19 protein-coding genes and 1 pseudogene are annotated in these 22597 nt (G+C 45.8%); 3 read left to right on the top strand and 17 right to left on the bottom strand.

The annotated features are described in order from the left end of the window. Positions 1 to 96: 96 nt before the first annotated feature. The 3 genes from M5J74_RS08425 to M5J74_RS08415 all read right to left on the bottom strand — a co-directional run bounded on the left by M5J74_RS08425 (position 97) and on the right by M5J74_RS08415 (position 4806). Complete coding sequence (locus tag M5J74_RS08425; protein WP_015153687.1) at positions 97 to 405, bottom strand: hypothetical protein; 309 nt, start codon at positions 403 to 405, stop codon at positions 97 to 99. Positions 406 to 716: 311 nt separating this feature from the next. Then, positions 717 to 3197, bottom strand: coding sequence for an EAL domain-containing protein (locus M5J74_RS08420; RefSeq protein ID WP_250016283.1), 2481 nt, complete (start codon positions 3195 to 3197; stop codon positions 717 to 719). Positions 3198 to 3306: 109 nt separating this feature from the next. Further along, complete coding sequence (locus M5J74_RS08415; protein WP_371934020.1) at positions 3307 to 4806, bottom strand: NAD(P)H-hydrate dehydratase; 1500 nt, start codon at positions 4804 to 4806, stop codon at positions 3307 to 3309. Positions 4807 to 5200: 394 nt separating this feature from the next. Here M5J74_RS08415 and M5J74_RS08410 point away from each other — a divergent pair, with 394 nt between their 5' ends. Then, on the top strand, positions 5201 to 5590 hold the full coding sequence (locus M5J74_RS08410; RefSeq protein WP_250016282.1) for an MAPEG family protein: 390 nt from the start codon (positions 5201 to 5203) through the stop codon (positions 5588 to 5590). A gap of 20 nt (positions 5591 to 5610) precedes the next feature. Here the strand turns inward: M5J74_RS08410 and M5J74_RS08405 are convergent, their stop codons facing one another. The 7 genes and pseudogenes from M5J74_RS08405 to M5J74_RS08375 form a co-directional block, all read right to left on the bottom strand. Then, a complete protein-coding gene (locus M5J74_RS08405) occupies positions 5611 to 6390 on the bottom strand; it encodes an SPOR domain-containing protein (protein ID WP_250016280.1) in 780 nt (259 codons plus the stop codon). A 355-nt stretch (positions 6391 to 6745) separates the two neighbouring features. After that, positions 6746 to 8146, bottom strand: coding sequence for a class II fumarate hydratase (gene fumC / locus M5J74_RS08400; RefSeq protein WP_181246444.1), 1401 nt, complete (start codon positions 8144 to 8146; stop codon positions 6746 to 6748). Between the two features lie 124 nt (positions 8147 to 8270). Continuing rightward, positions 8271 to 9064: pseudogene (locus tag M5J74_RS08395) on the bottom strand (SDR family NAD(P)-dependent oxidoreductase). An 18-nt stretch (positions 9065 to 9082) separates the two neighbouring features. After that, the gene (locus M5J74_RS08390; protein WP_015153680.1) at positions 9083 to 9574 is read right to left on the bottom strand and encodes a DinB family protein; all 492 of its coding nucleotides are present in this window, start codon (positions 9572 to 9574) and stop codon (positions 9083 to 9085) included. A 96-nt stretch (positions 9575 to 9670) separates the two neighbouring features. Then, on the bottom strand, positions 9671 to 10681 hold the full coding sequence (locus M5J74_RS08385) for an NAD(P)-dependent alcohol dehydrogenase (protein ID WP_250016277.1): 1011 nt from the start codon (positions 10679 to 10681) through the stop codon (positions 9671 to 9673). A 359-nt stretch (positions 10682 to 11040) separates the two neighbouring features. Continuing rightward, a complete protein-coding gene (locus M5J74_RS08380; protein ID WP_106168858.1) occupies positions 11041 to 11610 on the bottom strand; it encodes a DUF4126 domain-containing protein in 570 nt (189 codons plus the stop codon). A gap of 172 nt (positions 11611 to 11782) precedes the next feature. After that, the gene (locus M5J74_RS08375) at positions 11783 to 11965 is read right to left on the bottom strand and encodes a hypothetical protein (protein WP_041462922.1); all 183 of its coding nucleotides are present in this window, start codon (positions 11963 to 11965) and stop codon (positions 11783 to 11785) included. Between the two features lie 235 nt (positions 11966 to 12200). Here M5J74_RS08375 and M5J74_RS08370 point away from each other — a divergent pair, with 235 nt between their 5' ends. Beyond that, positions 12201 to 12905 carry a rhomboid family intramembrane serine protease gene (locus M5J74_RS08370; RefSeq protein WP_015153676.1) on the top strand — a complete coding sequence of 235 codons (705 nt, stop codon included), beginning with the start codon at positions 12201 to 12203 and terminating at the stop codon, positions 12903 to 12905. A 37-nt stretch (positions 12906 to 12942) separates the two neighbouring features. Here M5J74_RS08370 and M5J74_RS08365 read toward each other — a convergent pair whose 3' ends face one another. Then, entirely contained in the window at positions 12943 to 14382 is a 1440-nt protein-coding gene (locus M5J74_RS08365; protein ID WP_015153675.1) for a cation:proton antiporter, read from the bottom strand. Positions 14383 to 14410: 28 nt separating this feature from the next. Between M5J74_RS08365 and M5J74_RS08360 the strand changes: the two genes are divergently transcribed. Next, a complete protein-coding gene (locus tag M5J74_RS08360) occupies positions 14411 to 14653 on the top strand; it encodes a hypothetical protein (RefSeq protein ID WP_250016276.1) in 243 nt (80 codons plus the stop codon). 11 nt (positions 14654 to 14664) lie between these two features. Here M5J74_RS08360 and sppA read toward each other — a convergent pair whose 3' ends face one another. The 6 genes from sppA to M5J74_RS08330 all read right to left on the bottom strand — a co-directional run bounded on the left by sppA (position 14665) and on the right by M5J74_RS08330 (position 22597). Continuing rightward, positions 14665 to 16512: a signal peptide peptidase SppA gene (gene sppA / locus M5J74_RS08355; RefSeq protein ID WP_250016275.1), complete on the bottom strand. Its 1848-nt coding sequence runs from the start codon at positions 16510 to 16512 to the stop codon at positions 14665 to 14667. A 178-nt stretch (positions 16513 to 16690) separates the two neighbouring features. Next, positions 16691 to 17740: a type 2 isopentenyl-diphosphate Delta-isomerase gene (fni, locus tag M5J74_RS08350; RefSeq protein ID WP_250016274.1), complete on the bottom strand. Its 1050-nt coding sequence runs from the start codon at positions 17738 to 17740 to the stop codon at positions 16691 to 16693. 70 nt (positions 17741 to 17810) lie between these two features. Beyond that, complete coding sequence (locus M5J74_RS08345) at positions 17811 to 19139, bottom strand: diguanylate cyclase (protein ID WP_250016273.1); 1329 nt, start codon at positions 19137 to 19139, stop codon at positions 17811 to 17813. Positions 19140 to 19322: 183 nt separating this feature from the next. Continuing rightward, complete coding sequence (locus tag M5J74_RS08340; protein WP_250016272.1) at positions 19323 to 20852, bottom strand: NAD(P)/FAD-dependent oxidoreductase; 1530 nt, start codon at positions 20850 to 20852, stop codon at positions 19323 to 19325. Between the two features lie 49 nt (positions 20853 to 20901). After that, a complete protein-coding gene (locus M5J74_RS08335) occupies positions 20902 to 21324 on the bottom strand; it encodes a hypothetical protein (RefSeq protein WP_015153670.1) in 423 nt (140 codons plus the stop codon). Between the two features lie 163 nt (positions 21325 to 21487). Next, positions 21488 to 22597, bottom strand: coding sequence for an S-(hydroxymethyl)glutathione dehydrogenase/class III alcohol dehydrogenase (locus M5J74_RS08330; protein WP_250016271.1), 1110 nt, complete (start codon positions 22595 to 22597; stop codon positions 21488 to 21490).

Raw genomic sequence — 22597 nt, 5'->3', positions numbered from 1 at the left:
CTAATGATTCATTAGTTATTGGTAAGTCTACAAATGATAAACGAGAAGTCGTAAGTCGTAACTAAGAACACTAATCATTCACAAATGACAAATGACTCAATTATTAGCAAGATTGCTGGCAACGCAGCCAAACATAAACTTCTTGACTTCTTTGGGAATTTTGCCAGTTGCTCTGTACTTTTTTTCTAGTTTAGAAAACTGTTCGAGATCGTAGTCGTCTTGAATGCGATCGAGGACGCAAGCACAGACTTGTTTTTTACCGCTTTTTTCCGTGCATTCCTGCATAAAACTTTGTACGACTTCTGCCGGGTATGCATTGGTATTTGCTTCAGCTCGAACCAATGTAGGAAAGAAAAAAGTGGCAGTAGAGAGAAGTGTGTATGTGAGTTGCTTTCCAGTCAGCATTTTCCGTTTAAGTTCAAAAAAATTTCATGAAGCAGACAAATCAAACATAATTTATCCGCACATTTTCTGGGTCAGAAAAATTACTGAAATTAAGATATTCTTAATTGGGAGCAAGCGATCGTTAAGTATTAATAGGTAAGTGTAAACAAATAATACAAGTTAAAAACCCTGATAAAAATCTCGCAATTTGGCGATCGGCTGTGTCAAGATGAAAAGCTACAGATTTATCAGTTATTAGTGGCTAGTGGCTGGTGACTAGTGGCTAGAATTACTCCCCCTATCCCTTGTTCGACTTACGACTTTCAACTTTTTTACCATTGCAGATTTTGACTCAGTAAGGCTGTTGCTGCTTCCCCATCTACAGCAGGAGAGAAAAAGTAGCCTTGTGCGTATTCGGACTGTAAAGCTCGCAGTCGGGTAAGTTGTGTTGCGGTTTCTACTCCTTCGGCTGTCACCTCTAGTTCGAGTTGGCGAGCGAGAGTGAGGATAGTTTCCACAAGGGGGACGTTGTCAGCGTTTTCAATTTGTGCCACAAAGGAGCGATCGACCTTTAAACCGTGAATCGGAAAGTGGTAGAGCCGCCCTAGAGATGAGTATCCCGTGCCAAAGTCATCGATCCATAATTGCACGCCTAAATTTCGTAACTGCCAGAGGAGATCGGGTGCGGCTCCGGCTCCATCCATAATTGCGCCTTCAGTAATCTCTAGGTGCAAGCATTCGGCACTTAATTCTGTATCCTGTAAAGCTTGCTGTACTTGCTGGCTGAGCTGGGGTTGACTGAACTGCTTGCCAGAAATATTTACACTCATCGTTAAAGGTGCGATCGCAGGAAATTGCCTTTGCCACTGAGCTAATTGAGCGCAAGCCGTGTAGAGTACCCACTGACAGATGCGGTTAATCAGTCCCGCCTCCTCTGCGGCGTGGATAAATTGGCTGGGGTTTTGCAAACCGTATTGGGGATGTTGCCAGCGAATCAAAGCCTCAAAACCGACAATTCTACCTGTAGCTAGCGAGATAATTGGTTGATAGTACAGGCGAAACTCTTGTCGTTCCACAGCATTTCTTAGATCTGTTTCCAATTGCAACAGTGCTACTGCCCTAGCGTGCATGTCAGGGTTAAATATCTGATAGCCTGACGTTCCCTGACTTTTGGCGCGATACATGGCAAGATCGGCATCTCGCAGCACGTCTTCGGAGTTTTCATAACCAGTGGTACTTAAGGCAATACCAATACTGGCAGCGGTGAAAACTTCCTGTCCGTCTAAATGAAACGGCACAGCAAGCGCAGTATTGACTCGTTCGGCAACGCGAATTGCATCGCTAACATCGGTAATATCCTCGATCAGAATTGTAAATTCGTCTCCCCCGAGCCGCGCTACCGTATCTATAGGACGCAGACATTCTTTAAGGCGATCGCCGATCGCCATGAGTAAGCGATCGCCCAGTAAATGCCCTAAACTATCGTTAATGACTTTAAAGCGGTCTAAATCTAGAAACAAAACGGCGAAAAAATCTTCTGGATGCCTTTTGTGATGCTCGATCGCTAATTGCAAGCGATCCATAAACAGCACGCGATTGGGTAATCCCGTGAGCGGATCGTGAAACGCATTCTGCCGCAATTGTTCTTCTACTTGTTTCAATTGGGTAATGTCGCGGCAAATCGTATTCAGTCCTACAGGTGTCCCCATTGCATCTAAAATTAATTTGCTGCGTTCGCGAATCCAAAACACCGAGCCATCTTTACGCACTTTTCGCAGTTCGATTTCGCTCGTCGTCACTCTGTCGCGAAACATGCTCTCCATCCACTGCTGCGCCCAAGGAAGATCGGCTTCGTAAACTGTCATCCAAGCCGAACTACCAATTAGTTCTTCTTGGCTATAGCCTAAATACTCAGCACTAAACTGATTTGCCGATTGGATTGTGCCATCAGGTGTCAGGGAAAAATAGGCATCGGGAGCCAGCTCGAATAATTCTTGATATCGCTTTTCACTTTCTCGTATTGCTTCAACTCTGGCGATTTCTGCTCTGAGTTGTTGACCAAAAAAAGAAGCCAAGCCACCCAATAATAAGATCGCCAAAGTTGCAACACCAATCGTAATTGCCAGCACGTAGTTATCAATGCCAGCAGGCATCGTGCTTAATTTTTGGACGCTGGGATAGAAATTGACTCCCGCCATCGCCAGATAATGCATTCCATCAATCGCAGTTCCCGCTAAAATGGCACTTCCCAGCTTGCGCCAACTCTCAGCCGGAACCAGAACTTTAGCAGCCGGATGAAATGTCAGCCACAAGCCACAAAAGGACAGACCAACCGCACACAAATTGGAAAAAGCAACGAACCGCAAATCGTAGGTTGGTTCTGCTGCTACCAACATCCCCTGCATGGCAGTGTAATGCATCCCAATAGCGGCAAGCCCGACAAAAAAACTGCCAGACGCTAACAACAGCCATTTCAACGGTAGGCGACTGACGAGGAACAGCCCCAAACCAGCAAATGCGATCGCCACTACCATTGACAGTAAAACGATTTCAAAGTTGTAAGAGATGGGAATTGGTAATTGATAGGCAAGCATGGCAACAAAATGCATTGCCCAGACACTAATTCCTAAAGCGATCGCGCCGCCAACCGTCCAAAATTTCCGTGCAATTCCCTGCGCATAAATAACTTGTCCCACCAAATCTAGCGCTGTGTAAGCACCAAAAATCGCGATCGCTAGCGAAAGAAAAACCACCCGCAGATCGTAGGTGGCGCTTAAGGCTCTACTTATCTGAATTATTTCCCGATCTACCATACTTGCTGCTGAGATTTTGGCAGCAGAAAATCCTGCCGTAGGCTAATTTCTCTCAGCTTGCCATTTAAGTACAGAGTTTTTCTCCCTCAAAAAGTATGATTTTTAACGACTATCCTACAGATTGATGCAGAACTGGAATCAAAAACTGCGTCAATGTAAATGCATCGACTCCGATTTGAGTTCTTTCTCGTTCTGCTAAAATGCCAGCTTGGGAGTGCCACCATGCCGCACACGCCGCGATCGCATCTACTGAGATATGTTGTGCGGTTGCCTGGGCGAGCAGTCCCCCCAGTAATCCAGTTAAAACATCGCCACTCCCACCCCGTGCTAATGCAGGCGTACTCTCAGGATTAAGCCAGACTTGACCTGATGGATTGGCGATCGCCGTTCTCGCTCCCTTGAGCAATACTACTGCTTTGCTCGTCTGCGCTGCTTCTCGTACAGCACTAACGCGGTCTTGCATCGGGCTAGGAGCATCGGGAAATAAGCGCTTAAACTCTCCTGCATGAGGTGTGAGGACGGTTGGCGACGATCGCCGCGATAACTTTTGCGTCCCCAAAATGGCAAGAATATTCAACCCGTCTGCATCTAGAACTAGGGGACAATCGTTGTTCAAAACTCCTTGGATAATCGGCGTGGCTTCTAAAGTCAGACCGGGACCGCAGGCAATAGCTTGAAATGATTCTAAATCGGTTCCTTCTGGTAAATCGAGCTGGGCGATCGCGCCGTTATCGGTTTCGGGACAACCTACAACTAATGCTTCAGGAAGTTGCGCGTTCAGCAGGGGTTTGAGCGATTCAGGCACGGCGATCGACAGCATTCCGACACCACTTGCTCTAGCACCTAAAGCCGTTAGTAATGCACCGCCAGCATAGCGTCGCGAACCGCAGATGAGTAGTAAATGCCCTTGTTTGTATTTGTGGGTAACTGGCGGACGAGTCAGGGGAAGAGTGGCGATCGCCAAGTCACTCGTCACGCGCTTGACTTTAGGCGCTTCCAAAACAGCGTGTATATCTGCTGTGGGGATGTCAAAATCGAGCAGTTCTGCCGTACCGATATACTCTAATGCTCGATCTTGTAATAATCCTTGCTTCCACAATCCCAAACAAAAAGTTCGCGTTGCTTTAACTGCTTTTCCTAGCACTTCTCCTGTATCTGTATGCAACCCAGAAGGGAGATCGATGCTGAGAATAGGCATAGACCAGCGGTCGAGTTGGTGAATATCTGAGGCGATAGGCTCGGTGATTTGGCGTTCCATGCCAAACCCAAATAAGCCATCGATTAACAAGTCACAATCTTGCAAGGGAGCGATCGCCTCAAAATGTGGAATGCCCAAACTCTTAACATACTGTGCGTGTTGGTCGGTTAATTCTTTCAATTTGGCGATCGGACGGTAAACGAGAACTTCATACCCTTGGAAATGTAACTCTCGCGCCACCACTAAAGCATCACCACCATTATGTCCTGGTCCTACCAGCACGCCGACCCGCCGTATCTGCGGATAGGGATACAATGTCTGCACTCGTCGGGCGATCGCGCCCCCTACTTTTTCCATCAAAGCTGCTACTGGCATTCCCGCAGCAAATATCCGCGCCTCAATCTGGCGCATCTGCTCAGCCGTAACTACGACTTGCTCAATTTGTTTGCGTCTAGATCGTTCTGGTAGCAAAGCTCAAATCCAAAGCTTACTTTATCTAGACTACCAGCCTTATCGAGCTACAGCTTAACGCTTGAGTCATAAAGCTTGAGGCGATCGGTTTTTCGGGTCGTGCTGCGATCGCATATCAGCAGCAACTACAGCAATCCAAATTGATTTGCAAACGTTTTCCGTGTAGAGACGTTACATGTAACGTCTCTACACGGGCAATCGATTTCACGATTCATCTAGGAGCGCTATATATGCAGTCCAGGACGATTGAAAGCAATTGCGTGAGGAACGCTATAGTAGCAGCAGTCTCATTACCAGGACAGATTGTATGTATTCAGTCATGGGTACTGTGAATATGACCTTTCCCCTTTGGGGTTTAGTAATTTTCATCGTATGGACGATCGCTGTCGTTGTCTCTTTGATTGTTGTTAGAATTCGACATCTCTCTGCTGGTGGTTCTGTCAAAGATTTCGCCACACCAAATGATGAAAGCTTGCTTTGGCGCTTATATCGGGTACAAGCTAACTTGGTGGAGAACCTACCTTTATATTTAGGAGTTGTGTTTCTGCTGACAGTTCGAGGCGTATCTGGAACAGCGGTAGATTCACTAGTTGTTGCGTACATCGGATTTCGGCTAGCACACTCACTGATTCACATAGCTGGCTTAAATCCGTTGTATCGAGTTTTCTGTTTAGGCATTCAGTTTGTTTGCTTGGTCGCCTTAATTGTACTAGCAATTTTCTAGGTTATTAATTCAATTATTAACTATTGTCCGTAATAAACTCGCGCCCTTCTCAGTCCTGAAGCTCGTAAATAGCGCCGCCAATTTTCGGCTTGTTCTTTTGCCAAAAATGGTCCTACTCTTACGTGAGTGCGCGGTTCTTGGCGCTGACTAATTCTGACTGGCATTCCCATTCTTAGCTGTTGGATTCGCTGCTCGATCGCACCTAATTTGTCTTGTTTAGCAGGAATGACAACGAAATAAAATTTACCTGTAAAATCTGTATCTTCTCCAGTTGAAAGATTGACAATTCGCGCATCAATGCCTTGAGATTCTAGAGCGATCGCTAGTTTTTGGGCGTTGGCAGTTTGTTGAAATATTCCTGCCTGAATCACGTTTCTTTGTTGATACTGGCGCACGAATGCCGATGGCTCAAACTGTTTGATTCGTTGTAACGTCAATGCATTCGGATTATTTACGTAAACCAAGTAATTCGTTGTGCGAGGAGTAGGTACGGGATTTACTTGTAAAGGCTTAACTGGTGCGGGGTTAGCTGGTGCAGAAGAGGGAGCTTGAAAGTCGAGTTCGCGGGGAGTGAAATTAGAATTAGAAATTCGGAGTACTCGCCCTTCAGGCGAGAAGCGAGCTACGGAATTCGGAATTGATTTTTTGTTTTCAGCTACGGGTTGCGTTTCAATGGCGTTGGCAGCTAGTGTTAGCCATGTTCCTACTAATAAAGTTACGGCTGGGGCGATCGCCAAGTTCCACCTTATATCTAAATTAAAAAATTTGGTTATTATGGAAGATTGAATTCGCCGCTTCATCGTAGCTAGCCTTGTGCTTTAAGTCGAGTAGTTATTGAATATAAAACAATTTTCGCTGCATTCCCACCCACAACGCTGAAAATTAGCATTTAGGCTAAGTACAAGCAACAAAAATATAAAAAAAAATTAACCCACCCTCACTCTTACCCCCAGAGCATTTATGCGGAAACTTTTTCTGGATTCATGCTGCTGCGATTGAACGTTCAGTAGATACACGGGAAGAATAGGTAATGGGTAATGGGTAGTTGGTAATGGGTAGTTGCTCCCTTGTCCCCCTTCGCCCCCTAATCCCCACTCCCTTCGGTCGTGGGGTTCCCGAGTTCCCCTTTGTCCCTCCCTACTCTCTGCTCCCTAATTAAATCATTTTCTCCGGGCGGACGAGGCGATCGAATTCTACTTCGGTGAGGTAGCCTAACTCGACACAGGCTTGGCGTAGCGTAGTGCGATCGCTATATGCTTTTTTCGCCACAGCAGCAGCGCGATCGTAACCGATATGCGGGTTGAGTGCTGTGACTAGCATCAGGGAATTGGTGAGGAAATGCTGAATTTGTTCTCGATTTGGCTCAATACCAACTACTAAATGTTCGGTAAAAGACGAGCAAGCATCGGCTAATAATCGGATGGAGTGCAGCAAGTTGTGTATCATGACAGGCTTGAACACGTTTAGCTCGAAGTTACCTTGAGATCCGGCAACTGCGATCGCGGTGTCGTTTCCGATTACTTGCACGCATACCATTGTCATCGCCTCACACTGAGTCGGATTGACTTTTCCTGGCATAATTGACGATCCAGGTTCGTTTGCAGGTAAAATTAGCTCTCCTAAGCCACACCGGGGACCAGAACCCAACCAGCGCAGATCGTTGGCAATTTTCATTAACGAAGTTGCAAGGGTTTTCAGCGTCCCGCTAGCAGCCACAATCGCATCGTGAGCCGCTAAAGCGGCAAATTTATTTGGGGCAGAGATAAATGGTAATTGGGTGCGATCGCTAATTTTCGCCGCGACGCGATCGGCAAATTCTGGATGTGTATTCAAACCCGTACCTACTGCCGTACCCCCAATTGCTAATTCATATAAATCTGGTAATGCAGCTTGAATGCGGTTTAAGTCTTTATCTAATTGAGCGATATAGCCAGAAAATTCTTGTCCTAAAGTCAAAGGTACGGCATCCATCAAGTGAGTGCGACCGATTTTGACAATCTCCTGAAATTCCTCAGATTTAGCTGCCAATGCGTCTCGCAGTTTCTTGACCATTGGTAGCAGTCGATGGTAAATCTCTTCAGCTGCGGCAATATGCATTGCTGTGGGAAACGTATCGTTGGAAGATTGGGACATATTTACATGGTCGTTGGGGTGAATTGGCTTTTTACTGCCCAAAACTCCCCCAGCTAGCTCGATCGCTCGATTGGCAATAACTTCATTTGCATTCATGTTGGTTTGAGTGCCGCTGCCCGTCTGCCAAATTCGTAACGGAAAATGGTCGTCTAGCTTGCCAGAAATTACCTCTTCTGCGGCTTGCACGATTAAACTCGCTTTATCTTCCGGTAGCTGTCCCAACTCTTGATTGACAACCGCCGCCGCTTGTTTCAAAACTCCGATCGCCCGAATCATTTCCCGTGGCATGGTATCGTTGCCAATGGCAAAGTAAATGAGCGATCGCTGGGTTTGTGCGCCCCAGTAGCGATCGCTCGGTACTTCAATCGTCCCCATACTATCGGTTTCAGTCCGAGTGCCGATTTGAGCAGTCATGGGTTCCATTAGCATTTATTCCTTAATTCACCACATCCTACATCCTATGGCACTCCAATTCGCAATTGTATAAACCATACGAACATGGTTTATACAATATCTAGAGGGGCGCACGGCTGTGCGCCCCTACTACTTAAATAATCGATCGCACCACTCCCCCTCAACCCGCAAGGCTGCGCCGTTAATAGCAGACGCTAAGGGACTGGCTACGAAAGCAACTAAAGCCGCAACTTCCTCCGGCGTGGCGAAGCGTTTAATTAGGGAAGAAGGGCGAGTCTTCTCGAAAAACTCTTTTTCTACCTGGCTCGGATCGATATCTTGAGACTGCGCCATGTCTTGCACGAAAGTTTCTACGCCTTCTGACTTGGTGGGACCAGCCAGGATAGAATTTACCGTAACGTTACTACCAACTGTAGTTTCTGCCATTCCGCGCGCCAAGGCAAGTTGAGCGGTTTTAGTTACGCCATAATGGATCATTTCAGCGGGAATATTCACAGATGATTCGCTGGAGATAAAAATTATCCGTCCCCAGTTTTGTTGCAGCATCAGCGGTAAGTAATGCCGCGATAACCGCACGCCACTCATGACGTTAGTTTCAATAATTTCCATCCAATCTACATCTGTGATTTCGCCAAATTCCTTGGCTTGATAAATTCCCAGATTATTCACCAAAATGTCTACGACTGGTACTTGCTGAAACGTTAACTCAGCACCAACTGCGGTAGATAAATCTGCCGTGACACCTTGTAGTTTTGCTTCTGGATAAATCTGCCTAATTTTATCCATCGCACTCCCAACTCGTTCTGGTTTTCTGCCATTAATCGCTACTGTTGCCCCCTCTTGAGCTAAAATCGTCGCGATCGCCAAGCCGATTCCAGCAGTAGAACCACTAATTAGGGCGATTTTGTCCGTTAGTTGAAGATCCATTCGATCGCTCCTTACAGATTAAGGTCTAATCAAGCGATGCATATCTAAAGACGGTGGTGAAATTGTAGTCTGTGTCACCATGTCGTGAATCTGTCCTCGGTGGTGAGTTTGATGGTTGAAAAAGTGAGCGACTAATAAATTGACTGGATCTGCACAAGTTTTTCCAGCATTGTTTACATACTCGATCGTCCCGTGCAAAAACTCCGCAGTTAGATTGGCAACAAAGGTTTCAATCTGCTCATCTTCTACTCTACGTGCCGTCCACAATTCCTCATAATCTTCGTAAAGAATTGCATCGAGCATAGTTGATGGTATTTGCTTGCCTGCAAATCTTGTCAGCCAAATGCGGTCGCCTACTAAAATATGATTGAGCGTGCCATGAATGCTCTTAAAAAATGCAGGTCGATTTTGCTTGCGTTCCGTATCGCTTAACTGAGAACAAACTTGATACAATTTGTGATTTGCCAAACTGTTATAGCGGGCAAGCATTTGAAAGTGTTCGACAAGCATATTAGTTTTGAAGGGAGCTGGGGAATTGTAGGGGCGAGTTTAGCGAGCGGCTTTACTACTAGCAGAGATTTTCGGTGAACCCGCCCGTATAGGAATTTAGAATTGGATACAAATTTTGCCGAAGTGAGAGCCGCTTTCCATATATTTCAAAGCTTCTCGTGCTTCAGAAAAAGGAAAGACACGATCTACAATTGGTTTGATTTGATGTAGCGTAATTGCTTGATTCATGGCTTCAAACATCTCTCGCGAACCAACATAAATTCCCTGCACGCACACGCTTTTCATTAACATCGATACCGTGCTAATCTCGCCACTACCACCGCTGAGAACGCCGATTAAACTTATTTGTCCGCCTATACGTACAGCCCGTAAAGATTCGTTTAAAGTTCCCGATCCGCCAACTTCTACAACTAGATCGACACCCTCACCACCAGTTAATTCTCTGACGGTTTTGCCCCATTGAGGAGATTGTTTGTAATTAATTGTTTCTGAAGCCCCTAATTGCTTGACTTTTTCCAACTTTTCATCGCTGCTGGAGGTAGCAATAACTCGCGCCCCTGCAATTTTGGCAAACTGAAGGGCAAAAATCGAAACTCCGCCCGTACCTTGTCCGAGTACTGTCTCGCCTGCTTTGAGGTTACCGGAGTGAAATAGGGCATTCCAAGCAGTGACGGCGGCGCAGGGTAAAGCAGATGCTTCTGCGTCTGTGAGGTGCGCTGGAACGTGTACTAAACCATCTTCGTGCAATACTACGTATTCTGCCAGCATTCCATCTCTGGCTCCACCTAAAGCGGAGTTGGTTTTTGCTGCGGTTAGTTTTCCGGCGATCCAATTTTGGAAGAAAATACCCGCCACGCGATCGCCCACTTTTACCCGCGTCACTCCTTCCCCGACTGCTACAACTTCTCCCGCGCCATCAGAAAAGGGAATTAGAGGTAAAGGTATGTTGGGATTGTACAGTCCTTTAACCACCATCAGATCGCGGTAATTCAGGGATACTGCCCGGATTTTGATTAATACTTGTCCGTAACTGGGGCTAGCATCTGGACGTTCTGCAATGTTTAGAGAGTCTAAACCGAAGGAATTCTGAATTTCGTATACCTTCATGCTAATTCTCCATCTGGTTCTGGCTGTAGAGACGTTACATGTAACGTCTCTACATAGTAAAAAAATTGGTTGCAGATCTAGCATTAGCTAGGATGGAAAAAATAGATAGCTGGTTTGATTGCTTATATTGTCAAATTTGAAACAGTGGCGATCGCAATATTTTTAATTGTCATAAATTTGTCATTCGTCATTCGTCATTGTAAAATATCCGATTTTATCGCCCCCCATTTTGAGCTTCATTAGTCATTTGCCATTGTCATATATCCAATTTTATCGCCCCCCTTAAAAAGGGGGGATGGGGGGATCTTCTATGACGTAGTTGAAAGAAAATAGACGATCGCAACTTAAGAAAATGCGAACTATTCAACCTGCTTTTTACTATACAAGATCTGAATTATTTTACTCAAGCTAACGACAATTAAAACCACAGCTAAGCTAACAGCTAAGAAAGGTAATACGAGCGCCAAGATTGACAAAACAAACGCGCCGAAAGATTCAATTGTCGCTACGACTGAATTACCGAGTCCAATTGTCAAAGCAGTAGAAGATATCCGAGCAATTCCCGTTAAGCCTTGAATTGTACCAGCTGTACCACCACCTGCGATCGCGGCTAAAGTCCATTTGAGTAAAGGATCGGTATCGGGTAGAAAAGCAGCGGTAATAGCAGTACCAATTGCGATCGCGGTTGGGGTAGCAATAGTATCTAGCAAGTGGTCTACCAAGGGAATATAGTAAGCCCCCACTTCCACCGCCGTCGCCACAGCAAAAGCTATCAGTGCCGGATAAGTCCCCATCCAAGCAAAACCTGAAGCCAGGGGTAAATGACCGAAAACAGCTGCAATACTCATGACTAACGGTGGAATAAAAATCCGAAAGCCACAAGCAGCACTTAAAGCAATACCGATACTAATGCCTTCTAGGGTATCCATCTTTAAGGGAACAAGAGAACAGGGGAGACAAGGGAGAAGTCAAAAATTAAAAGTCAAACGTCAAAAGTCAAAAGTTAAAACTCAGGAGTCAGAAGTCATAACCAACAACTGATAACTGACAACTGTGTAGAGACGTTACATGTAACGTCTCTACACTGATAACTGATACATACTAGCGCTTTTCAGTGCCTTGATTGCCACCACCTTCAGCCATTTGATCGCTGCTGCCAGATTCTGGTACAGCAGAAGGCTTAGCATCTGTTTGAGCCGCATTACCAGTTTTGCGAATGTCTTCCTCAACGGGGGTTTGATAGCCGCCGGAAGCTGATGACGTATTTTTTTCTTCTTCTGACATAATCTTTTCCAAATCCATGCTAATTTAGCATCATTCTATACAGCAAGAAAATGCACTCTCCTCTCTCTTACATGTGGTTTGGTGTAATTTTTGCTCCACCTTTAGGAGTAATTTTTTTGAAGTGAGTTCTGAGAAAAGTTTTGACTTCTGACTTTTGACTTTTGACTTCCTCTGTTGTGGTAAAAAATACTTAAGCTAAAATTTTACAAGCAGTTTCACGATAAGGAAAAATGCCGTGTTCCCTTTGCGCGACGATGTTCCTACATCAATTACGCCTTATATTACCTATGGATTAATCGGTGCAAATATTGGTATTTTTCTTTACCAATTAACCCTGAACCAACAACAATTACAAGAATTTTTCTATTCAGCTGCCGTCGTGCCTTGCCAATTGTCAGGAAATATAGTGGGTAGATGTCCCATTCCAACACCGCAGCAATTACCAGAATGGATGACATTAATTTCATCTCAATTTTTGCATGGCGGCTTCTTACACATTGCCGGAAATATGCTGTTTCTCTGGATTTTTGGGAATAATGTAGAAGACCGTTTGGGACATGTAAAATTTTTAATTTTTTATCTTACTTGTGGAGTTTTAGCGGCGTTATCTCAGTGGTTTTTCTCACCAAATTCAACTATTCCCTCATTGGGTGCAAGTGGGGCGATCGCAGGCGTGATGGGTGCGTACATTTTGCGCTATCCCCAAGCAAGGGTATTGACTTTAGTATTTTTGGGATTCTTCGTGACTACCTTGCAAATTCCAGCAATTTTTTTCTTAGGATTGTGGTTCGTTCAACAAGCTTTATATGGTATCGCTAGTTTACAAGTTCCTAGCAATATTGGGATGGAAAGTGGCGGTGTCGCTTATTGGGCGCACGCCGGAGGATTTGTATTTGGGGCAATTCTCGCCCCAATGTTTGGATTGTTGAAACGCGATTAATTGAGACGAAATGTAGAGACGTTGATGTAACGTCTCTTTATCGAGACTCTGGTGATGATGCGATCGCTTCTGGTTGCGGTAAATTCTGTTCTGGCGATCGCTGAAACACAATTTGTAATAGTGGTGGGGCGATAAATGTGGTGACAATGACCATGACAATAATTGCTGCATCTAAGGCAGGTGGTAACACGCCAGTAGCAGAACCAATACCTGCAAAAACAAGTCCTACTTCACCTCTAGGAATCATACCCACGCCGATCGCTAAACGATTGACTTTTTCTTGCCCGAAGACGGTGAAGCCAGTGACAACTTTACCTAAAATTGCCACGACAATCAGAAAGCTTGCCATAATCAGCCCTTCCCGATTTGCTGGGACGGCTGGGTTTAAAACACCGATGTCTGTTTTGGCACTAACAACGACAAAGAAAATCGGTACGAGAATATCTGCGATCGGAACGACCTGATTTTTCAATTCGCGACATTTTTGCGTTTCTGCTAAAACTAACCCAGCAGTAAAAGCTCCTAAAATTGCCTCTAATTTGATGACAGTGGCAATGTAGGACAAGACAAAAGCGAAAATGAGCGCTGGAATTAATAATTGACCGCGAGTTTTGAGTGCATCGACTAACTGAACGAAGTAGGGATTTAACCAGCGTCCAATTAAAATTGCTCCTACTAAAAACACGACCGAACTGAGGATTAAATAAATAATATTTGTCAGTTCGACTTCTCCAGTTTTAGCAAGACTAGCAACCACTGCTAGGACGATAATACCCAAAACATCATCTAGCACCGCTGCCCCGATAATAATTTGTCCTTCCGAACGGTTGAGATAGTTGAGTTCTGCCAAAACTTTAGCCGTAATACCGATGCTAGTTGCCGTCAAAGCCGCGCCTGCAAAAATAGCTGGTACGGTGGAGATGTGAAATAAAGTAATTAAGCCTAAAGTACCGAATAGAAACGGTGTCACCACACCGACGATCGCGACGATTGTAGCTTGAGTCCCGACGCGCAATAATTCTTGTAAATTGGACTCTAACCCAATTTCAAATAGTAAAATCACCACACCAATTTCCGATAGAACGGAGATCACTTCGCTGTCTATCTGAAATGTTGTCGTCACTCCATCTACACTCAATCCTGCCGTAGCCTCCAGAAAACTCATTAACAGGGAATTAGAACTGTCGCCGCCACCTTCTGGAAAAACCAACAGATGTAAAGCCGAGATTCCTACCACCAAGCCGCCGATAAGTTGCCCTAAAACTGGTGGTAAATTCAGCCGCGCGCAAACTTCCCCGCCAATGGTACTGGCTAGGTAAATGACAACCAGACTAGCTAAGATGCCAGCAAAAATGAAGGGAGCATTGTCTGCTGTTGAAGCACTGGCAAGTAAAGAAGTGCTACCGATGCGAATCGGATCGAACCAGGCGATCGCGTCAAATACTGGTGCTGCGGAAATCAGTCCACCAAAATTCATGCTTTAACCTCAAGTCACTTTTCTCATTGTGCCGTTAATTCGGGAGTTGGGAGTCGGGAGTCGGGATAAGGGGGACAAGGGGACAAGGGGGACAAGGGGACAAGGGGGACAAGGGGACAAGGGGACAAGGGGGACAAGGGGACAAGGGAGACAAGGGGGACAAGGGGGACAAGGGGGACAAGGGGGACAAGGGGGACAAGGGGGACAAGGAAGACAAGGGGGACAAGGGGGACAAGGAAGACAAGGGAGAATAAATACAAATGAGCAATGACCAATGACCAATCATTCAATCGTCAGATTGAATGGCAAACGGGCATAAACTCCTAAAGGATCGTTCATGACTTGCAGAATTGCTAGCTCGTCGCGCATTTTAGCAACTTCAGATGCGATTGGGGCTGGTAGTGCGAGTTGGTTTGCAGCAGTATTGTTACCCAAGGCGGTTCTGACTCCATCAGAGACTTGCCCAAATAAGCGTTCTTCTAAAGAACGACTTTCGGGATATTCTGCTACTTCCCAGTCATCGCCTAACTTGGCTTGCTTCGTGGCGTAGTCAATTGCTGCGTCTAACCCACCAATTTCATCGACTAACCCAATTTGTTTGGCACTGACACCCGACCAAACTCGACCTTGGGCAATTTCCTCGACTTTCTGTTGCGGTAAATCCCGTCCCTCAACAACTTTTGATAAGAATGTACTGTAGATGCGATCGACCGCGCGTTGATAGACTGCTAATTCTGCGGGAGATTTAGGGCGAGAAACAGTTTGACTGTCGGCATATTTTCCAGTTTTCACCACATCCCAGGTAATACCATTGTTATTTGCCAACTTTTGGAAATTTGGCAGCAGTCCAAATACGCCGATAGAACCTGTAATTGTGTTGGGTTCGGCAAAAATCCGATTGGCATCGGTGACAATCCAGTAACCGCCGGAAGCTGCAACATCGCCCATAGAGACAACGACTGGTTTTTTGGATTCCCGCGTCAGGCGGATCTCGCGTTGAATGATTTCTGAAGCTGTGGCACTTCCACCAGGACTATTTACCCGTAAGACAACAGCTTTGACATTGGGATTCTGTCGCAATTGGCGGAAGATCCGGGCAAAGCGATCGCCTCCTACTTGTCCCGCCTCTCCTTGACCGTCCACAATATCACCTTCAGCGTAGACGATCGCCACTTTATTCTCTGAGTTCCGTTCTACGCCCAAAGCCTTACCAGAAACCCCAGCATATGCACTCAAGCTAATTTGGCGGAAGGTTTTATTTTCTTTTTCCTCACCAGTTAGCTGCTTTAACTGCGCCAAAACGCGATCGAAATAGTCTACTTTGTCTACTAATCCTTGTTTTTGGGCTGTTTCTGCCAGCAAGAAACCTTGACCGTCTGCGATCGCTTGTAACTGGTTAGGGCTAATTTTCCGGCTTTGACCGACTGCTGTGCGCCACTCTCCCCACACATCATTTAATAATTTCTGTGTCTGTTGCCGATTTTCTGGACTGAGATTTTGACGAATTAATGGTTCTACGGCAGCTTTAAACTTACCTACCCGAATCACTTGCACCCCAACACCAAATTTCTCTAATGCCCCCGTTAAGAATGGAGTTGAAGCACCCAAACCATTAATCTCCATTGCGCCAAGGGGGTTCAGCACTATGGTATCCGCCACGGAACTGAGATAATATTCTTTCTCTCCCCAACTTGAGCTGTAAGCAATAATTTTTTTGCCAGCAGCACGGAACTTTTCCAAAGCTCCCCGCACCTCTTTCAATTTGGCGTAGCCACTGCTGCCATCCTCTGCACCATTGCTGCCATCGAGATAAATCCCAATAATTTTAGGGTCGCGCCTTGCCTTTTCCAGGGTATCTAGCACCGTCCGCAGGGCGATCGTGCGGTTACTTTCTCCTGAAAGAGCATTTTGAATCAAAGCGCTGGTACTGGAGTTACGCGGGGCATCGGTGATATTGAGAGATAGATCGTAAACTAAGACCGATCTATCCTTAACTTGCGGTTCGTTATCTTGAGCAGCCAATGCCACCAATATGACAAGCATTCCAGATATACTCAGACCAAAAAATAGTAGCAGTCCGAGCAAGGTTCCAATGGCACTAGCAAAAGTTTGTTTGAGGAAGTTACGCATTTAACTAGGGAGTAGGGAGTAGGGAAGGGAACAAGGGAGACAGTGGAAACAAGGGGGACAAGGGAGACAAGGGGGACAAGGAAGTAGAGGAGCAGAGGGAGCATTCTAGCCACCAGCCACTGGTTCCACTAGTCACTTAATAACTGACAACTGATTTAATTTTTCCCACAACTATCATTTATGCTACGCGCTGCAAAGTTTGAGATTGTTTGAGCTGTTGTAAGTTAGCGTTACCAGTACAAAAGAGGACGGTGGTAATTTCGGCAATTAGGACTTCTGCAAGAGCGTGTAGGGTCGGTTCTGATTCGGCAGCTGCTCGTAAAAACGGCATGGCAAGACCTGCAAGATCTGCTCCCAGGGCGATCGCTTTGGCAACTTCTAAGCCGTGTCTCAACCCGCCAGAGGCAATCAGAGGAATATTGGGGGCAGCCTGCCGCACGTTGATAATGCATTCTGCCGTGGGAATACCCCAGTCAGCAAAGGTGAGTCCGAGGCGGCGTTGCATGGCTGTTTCTGCCCGTTCGCTTTCTACTTTTGCCCAGGACGTACCACCTGCACCCGCTACGTCAATCGCTGCAATTCCAGCATTGATAAGTTTTTGCGCCATCTCCCCTGAAATTCCATTACCGACTTCTTTCGCGATCGTCGGAACGGGTAGCTTTACACACAGTTTTTCGATTTTGTCAAGTAAACCGCAGAAGTTGACATCACCTCTGGGTTGAATGCACTCTTGTAGGGGATTGAGATGCAAAATCAAGGCATCGGCTTCGAGGATGTCTACTACCCGCAAGCATTGTTCTAAGCCATATTCGTAGTTGAGTTGCACCGCACCCAAGTTAGCGAATAAGGGAATATCGGGAGCGAGCGATCGCACGGCGAATGTATCGGCAACTTGCGGTTTTTCCACTGCCACCCGTTGAGAACCTACGCCCATCGCGATTTTATAGTGTTGGGCAACCTCAGCTAAGCGTCGATTGATGATGCCTGCTTGCTCTGTACCCCCAGTCATGGAAGAAATGAGTAGGGGTGCGCCTAGCTTCTTACCTAGAAAGGTAGTGGTTAAGTCAATGTCACCGCGATTTAGTTCGGGTAAACAGGTATGAGTAAAGCGATAGCGTTCCAATCCATTTGTCACAGACTGGCACTGGACATCTTGTTCGATGCAAATTCGCAGGTGATCTGCTTTACGAGATTCGGTAGCTGCTGGCAAATTGGTAGGAAGGTTCACAGGTGGATTTAAATCGAAGCATCATTTACTACCATTTTCTCAGTCTTGGGTAGAAGATGCAGGTAAGTTTTCATCCGGCTTGTTCTACTGTTTGCTGCAAGCTATTGTAACTCACGACTCGGTTACGACCGGAATGTTTAGCAGCATATAAGGCTTTGTCAGCAGCACCGAGTAATTTTTCCTCTAAAATTGCATCTATTGGAAAAGTTGCATGACCGACGCTGACAGTGACATGAATCGAGAGTTCGAGAGAAATAGCGATCGCTTCAACAGCCACAGCATGACGCAATCGTTCTGCGACAATCGCCGCACTATCGTTGAGCGTTTCTGGTAGAATCACGGCAAACTCTTCGCCGCCATAACGCGCCACTACGTCCACGGGGCGAATTTCGCGTTTGACGATCTCAGCAACGACTTTGAGTGCTTTGTCTCCCCCCTGGTGTCCGTGGGTATCGTTCAGCTTTTTGAAATAGTCGATATCTAACATAATTAAAGAGCAAGGATGCCTGTAGCGATGCGATCGCTCGATCTCTGTTTTCAGTTTTTGGTTGAACTCGCGACGGTTAAAAACTCCGGTTAATCCATCCAAAGTCGCTAAATTTCGCAAAGCTGCCTGACTCTGTTCGAGTTTTTCTGCCATTTGATTAAACATCGTTGCCAGTTGCCCCAATTCATCTTGATTCGTTAGGACAATCCGGTAAGAAAGATCTTCCTCAGCTAGGTGTTTGACTCCCTCTGCTAAAATCTGCAATGGGATTAATACAGAACGAGCTAAAGTTAAACTCGCGATCGCCGCTACTCCCAATCCCAAGCCAAACACAACAACTACAATCGCCTTTACCCAAAGTTTGGTGTTTCGCGCTTGAGCGACGTTATCAGATATTTGCAAATGAGTCAGGAGTTCTTGCAATCGATCTAGAGCTTCTGTAGCCTGTTCGAGCTGTACGTCCAAAAGCTTCTTTTCTTGGGCAGTAAACTTAGTTCTAGCTAGATGGGAATTCGTAAAAATCGCCTGGCTGCTGATTTTAGCTTGTTGCCATGCTTTTTGAGCTACGAACAACAAAGCTGTTTTTTCTGGCGTATCGTTTGAGGTATTCAGAATTGTCACAAAAGCTTTATCTATTTCACCACTTATGCGCAGAAAGCGATCGCGAGCATCTGGCGTACCGTAGCTGAGATAATCATCAGCAGAAGTTGATGCCATGACAATCAGTGATTCTAACTCGGTAACGGGAAACAATTCCTCTAAAGTTGCGTTTTCATTTTTTTCAAATTTACTCAACGCTCCTTCTACCGAGATAAAAGTCCCACAACCAAGCAAAATCAACGGCAGCAGCATAGCTCCCATACCAAAGGCGAAGCGATTGCGGATGGAGGTACTCGAACCCCAGATTTTCATCAAGTTTGGCAGCTGCTAGCTTAGTTGCATTTAGTTTGCCCGCAGCCACCTCAACTGTTTACTGTAATTACGCGCAGCAACATGTAATTTTTATATGAAATTGGTATAAGTAAAAACACGACTCGGGAGAAGCTAAAAGTCAAAAGCTAAAAGTCAAAAGTAATTCTCCCTACTCCCTACTCCCTACTCCCTTAATTTCCGCAATAACTGCAAATGCTGAGATAATGGGGCAAGGGTATTTGCCGCGATCGCACCACTGGCGGCGACGGCGGGTAAACCGATACCAGGGAAGGTAGAATCACCACAACACAACAACCCTGGAATCGGTGTAGTTGCGCCAGGAAACAAACCTTTCCCCGCAGCAATGGCGGGACCGTAGGAACCTCGATGACGGCGTAAGTAACGAGCGTGAGTTAGGGGCGTACCTACCAAAGTTACTTCACAGCGGTTGTCGATATCAGGAATAATCCGTCTCAAAGCTTGCCACATGACTTCTGCGCGTGCTTGTTTTTGACGGGCATACTCTTCACTTTTGCGATCCATTCCCTGCCATATACTGTAAGGTTCGCTACCAGGAGTATAAGCATGAATAACGTGCTTTCCTGGTGGTGCTAGGGACGGATCTAAAACTGATGGAATCGATACCAATACGACATTTTGCGGTGCTGTGACTCCCCTTTCCCAATCGTTTACCACAATATAGTGACATGCCAAATCTGCCCGAATATGTGTGGCATCAATTCCCAAATGTAGGTGCATGAAACTGTCACACTCTGGAGTTGCCTGTCTTGCTTGCAAAGATTTGGGGATGGCATTCTGGGGAAGTAATTTCAGCGTGTCCCAGATAGAAGCATTCGAGACGACGGCTCGTCTTGCGTGTAATTCTTCACTACCACGCAATCGAACACCTTGAGCGCGTCCCGCTACTAAAATTTCCTCAACATGGGCATTTAGCATCAATTTACCCCCATGTTTTTCTAATCCCCGTACTAAGGCATCAACTAATGCCCCACTACCACCTAGAGGGTAATCTAACATCACTCCAGGTTTGTACCAGTCGGCAAACATAAATGCCATTTCTGCCGCACTCGTGCCGCTTGCTGGTAGCCCAGAGAGGAGAAAACACAACAGATCCAACCAGTTACGCACAAACGGATCGGTGACGACACCATCCATAATCTGACTGAATGCCCCCGTCAGTTTAAAAGTACTACCAACATGAGGTAGCATCGCAGGCAGATATTGCCCTAAAGAAATGACTGCACCTAAATCGAAACGTAAAGCCGTGGGAGGAATTGCCGTAGCAGCTTTGGCTAAAGGTTCTATGACTCGTTGAAGTTCGCGCCACTCGGCTACAGCCTTATCTCCTCGCAACCTTGCCAACACATCACAAAATTGGTCTGCACCTACCGTCGTATCGAAATCACCTTCGGGCAAACAGCACCCCCAAGTATCGTAATTGACACAAGGTAAATCTTCGCCAATTGCATCTAAAACTTGTCGCAGTGGATTGGGTGAAGGGCTGTAAGATAAACCGGAGTAGAGGGAAGGTCCAGAATCAAATTTAAAACCGTTGCGTTCAAAACCGTGCGCCGCACCCCCAGGAGTTGAGTAGCTTTCGCAGACAACAACATCAAATCCATACCGTGCCAAAATTGCCGCACAGCTCAAACCACCAATACCGCTACCGATGACAATGACATCTGTTTCCACTACTTTAGATTTTGTTACATCACACCCTGTCTATGATAATTAATTATCGTTAAGCACGATCGCTGCCCTCTACTCCTAAATGTTTAGCAATTGTTCCTGTCTGTCTTTGGATTGCAGACAACCGAGAATTGGTTTCTTGTCTGTCTTGGTTTGCCGAAGCAATTATCCCGTCCATGCGAGTCGCTAAATTATGCATGGTTTCGGTATACTGCCTCAAATCTCGACTGAAAGACTCCAAAAAGCGATTGTTTGATTCTACAATCTGCTCGATCCGTGTCAAGCGAGCATTACTTTCGATGGCTGATTGCTCGATTCTTCGCATCCGTTCGTCGCTTTCGGTGGCTGACTGTTCCAAGCGTTGCTCGATTCTTCGCATCCGTTCGTCGCTTTCGGCTTTTGATTGAGTGCTGGCAGCAACAAACTGTTGCAACAATGATTCAATTTGAGTTAGTCGTTCGTTGCTGCCCGTCATTATACTTATAGCGATCGCGGCTTTAGAAAAAGTGTTTATCTTTTACTATTATCCTCGATATTTACACGAAAGATATTTGCAAATTTGCAGTTTGCACTGTTAAAAGGGCAGGTTTACTAAGAGATTTGTAGGAAAATTTTGAGCGAACCCGCTCTACCCTCAACTAAAACGTCAGCACGGTACGAATTGATTCTCCTTTGTGCATCAAATCGAAGGCATCGTTAATCTTTTCGATTGGCATTGTGTGAGTGATTAAATCATCAATATTAATTTTGCCTTCCATGTACCAATCGACAATTTTCGGTACGTCTGTGCGCCCTCTCGCACCGCCAAAAGCCGAACCTTTCCAAACTCTTCCTGTTACTAATTGAAATGGACGAGTGCGAATTTCTTCACCCGCAGCAGCAACGCCAATAATAATACTTTCACCCCAACCTTTATGGCAGCATTCTAATGCTTGACGCATGACATTTACATTGCCAATACATTCAAAACTGTAGTCAGCTCCACCTTTAGTTAACTCTACTAAATAAGGAACTAAATCGCCTTCCACTTCTTTTGGATTGACAAAATGCGTCATGCCAAACTTTTCGGCGATCGCCCGTTTACTAGGATTAACATCTACACCAACAATCATCTCTGCGCCTACCATTCGCGCCCCTTGGATGACGTTTAAACCGATCCCCCCCAAACCAAAAACGACAACCTTGGAGCCTGGTTCGACTTTTGCCGTATAAACAACTGCACCAATACCCGTAGTTACACCACAACCGATGTAACAAACTTTGTCAAAAGGTGCATCTTCACGGATCTTGGCAACAGCAATTTCTGGTAGTACTGTATAGTTAGCAAAAGTGGATGTTCCCATGTAGTGGTGGAGCTTAGTGCTATTTAAGGAAAACCGACTCGTACCATCGGGCATCAACCCCTTGCCTTGAGTGAGGCGAATGGCTTGACAGAGATTTGTTTTACGACTGAGACAATATTCACACTGACGGCATTCGGGAGTGTAAAGAGGAATGACGCGATCGCCCGCTTTAACGCTCTTTACCCCTTCCCCTACTTCCACGACAACCCCAGCCCCTTCATGCCCTAAAATTGCCGGAAATAAGCCTTCTGGATCTTTACCAGAAAGGGTATAGGCATCGGTATGGCAAACTCCAGTCGCTTTGATTTCTACTAAAACTTCCCCTGCTTTTGGTCCTTGTAGTTGTACCGTCTCCAATTGCAAAGGTTTTCCAGGTTCGTAGGCAACAGCTGCTCTGACATCCAT

Source organism: Chroococcidiopsis sp. CCNUC1, assembly GCF_023546805.1.
Classification (GTDB): Bacteria; Cyanobacteriota; Cyanobacteriia; order Cyanobacteriales; family Chroococcidiopsidaceae; genus Chroococcidiopsis; species Chroococcidiopsis thermalis.
This window is presented reverse-complemented; position numbering and strand designations above follow the sequence as displayed.

What these genes read in the sequence shown, in the direction of transcription:
- M5J74_RS08415 (WP_371934020.1), bottom strand. Translation starts at nt 4,806, where the DNA reads ATGCGCCAGATTGAGGCGCGGATATTTGCTGCGGGAATGCCAGTAGCA.
- M5J74_RS08405 (WP_250016280.1), bottom strand. Translation starts at nt 6,390, where the DNA reads ATGAAGCGGCGAATTCAATCTTCCATAATAACCAAATTTTTTAATTTA.
- M5J74_RS08345 (WP_250016273.1), bottom strand. Translation starts at nt 19,139, where the DNA reads ATGAAAATCTGGGGTTCGAGTACCTCCATCCGCAATCGCTTCGCCTTT.
- M5J74_RS08330 (WP_250016271.1), bottom strand. Translation starts at nt 22,597, where the DNA reads ATGGATGTCAGAGCAGCTGTTGCCTACGAACCTGGAAAACCTTTGCAA.
- M5J74_RS08365 (WP_015153675.1), bottom strand. Translation starts at nt 14,382, where the DNA reads ATGAATTTTGGTGGACTGATTTCCGCAGCACCAGTATTTGACGCGATC.
- M5J74_RS08425 (WP_015153687.1), bottom strand. Translation starts at nt 405, where the DNA reads ATGCTGACTGGAAAGCAACTCACATACACACTTCTCTCTACTGCCACT.
- sppA (WP_250016275.1), bottom strand. Translation starts at nt 16,512, where the DNA reads ATGCGTAACTTCCTCAAACAAACTTTTGCTAGTGCCATTGGAACCTTG.
- M5J74_RS08335 (WP_015153670.1), bottom strand. Translation starts at nt 21,324, where the DNA reads ATGACGGGCAGCAACGAACGACTAACTCAAATTGAATCATTGTTGCAA.
- M5J74_RS08385 (WP_250016277.1), bottom strand. Translation starts at nt 10,681, where the DNA reads ATGAAGGTATACGAAATTCAGAATTCCTTCGGTTTAGACTCTCTAAAC.
- fumC (WP_181246444.1), bottom strand. Translation starts at nt 8,146, where the DNA reads ATGGAACCCATGACTGCTCAAATCGGCACTCGGACTGAAACCGATAGT.
- M5J74_RS08390 (WP_015153680.1), bottom strand. Translation starts at nt 9,574, where the DNA reads ATGCTTGTCGAACACTTTCAAATGCTTGCCCGCTATAACAGTTTGGCA.
- M5J74_RS08375 (WP_041462922.1), bottom strand. Translation starts at nt 11,965, where the DNA reads ATGTCAGAAGAAGAAAAAAATACGTCATCAGCTTCCGGCGGCTATCAA.
- M5J74_RS08420 (WP_250016283.1), bottom strand. Translation starts at nt 3,197, where the DNA reads ATGGTAGATCGGGAAATAATTCAGATAAGTAGAGCCTTAAGCGCCACC.
- M5J74_RS08410 (WP_250016282.1), top strand. Translation starts at nt 5,201, where the DNA reads ATGACCTTTCCCCTTTGGGGTTTAGTAATTTTCATCGTATGGACGATC.
- M5J74_RS08380 (WP_106168858.1), bottom strand. Translation starts at nt 11,610, where the DNA reads ATGGATACCCTAGAAGGCATTAGTATCGGTATTGCTTTAAGTGCTGCT.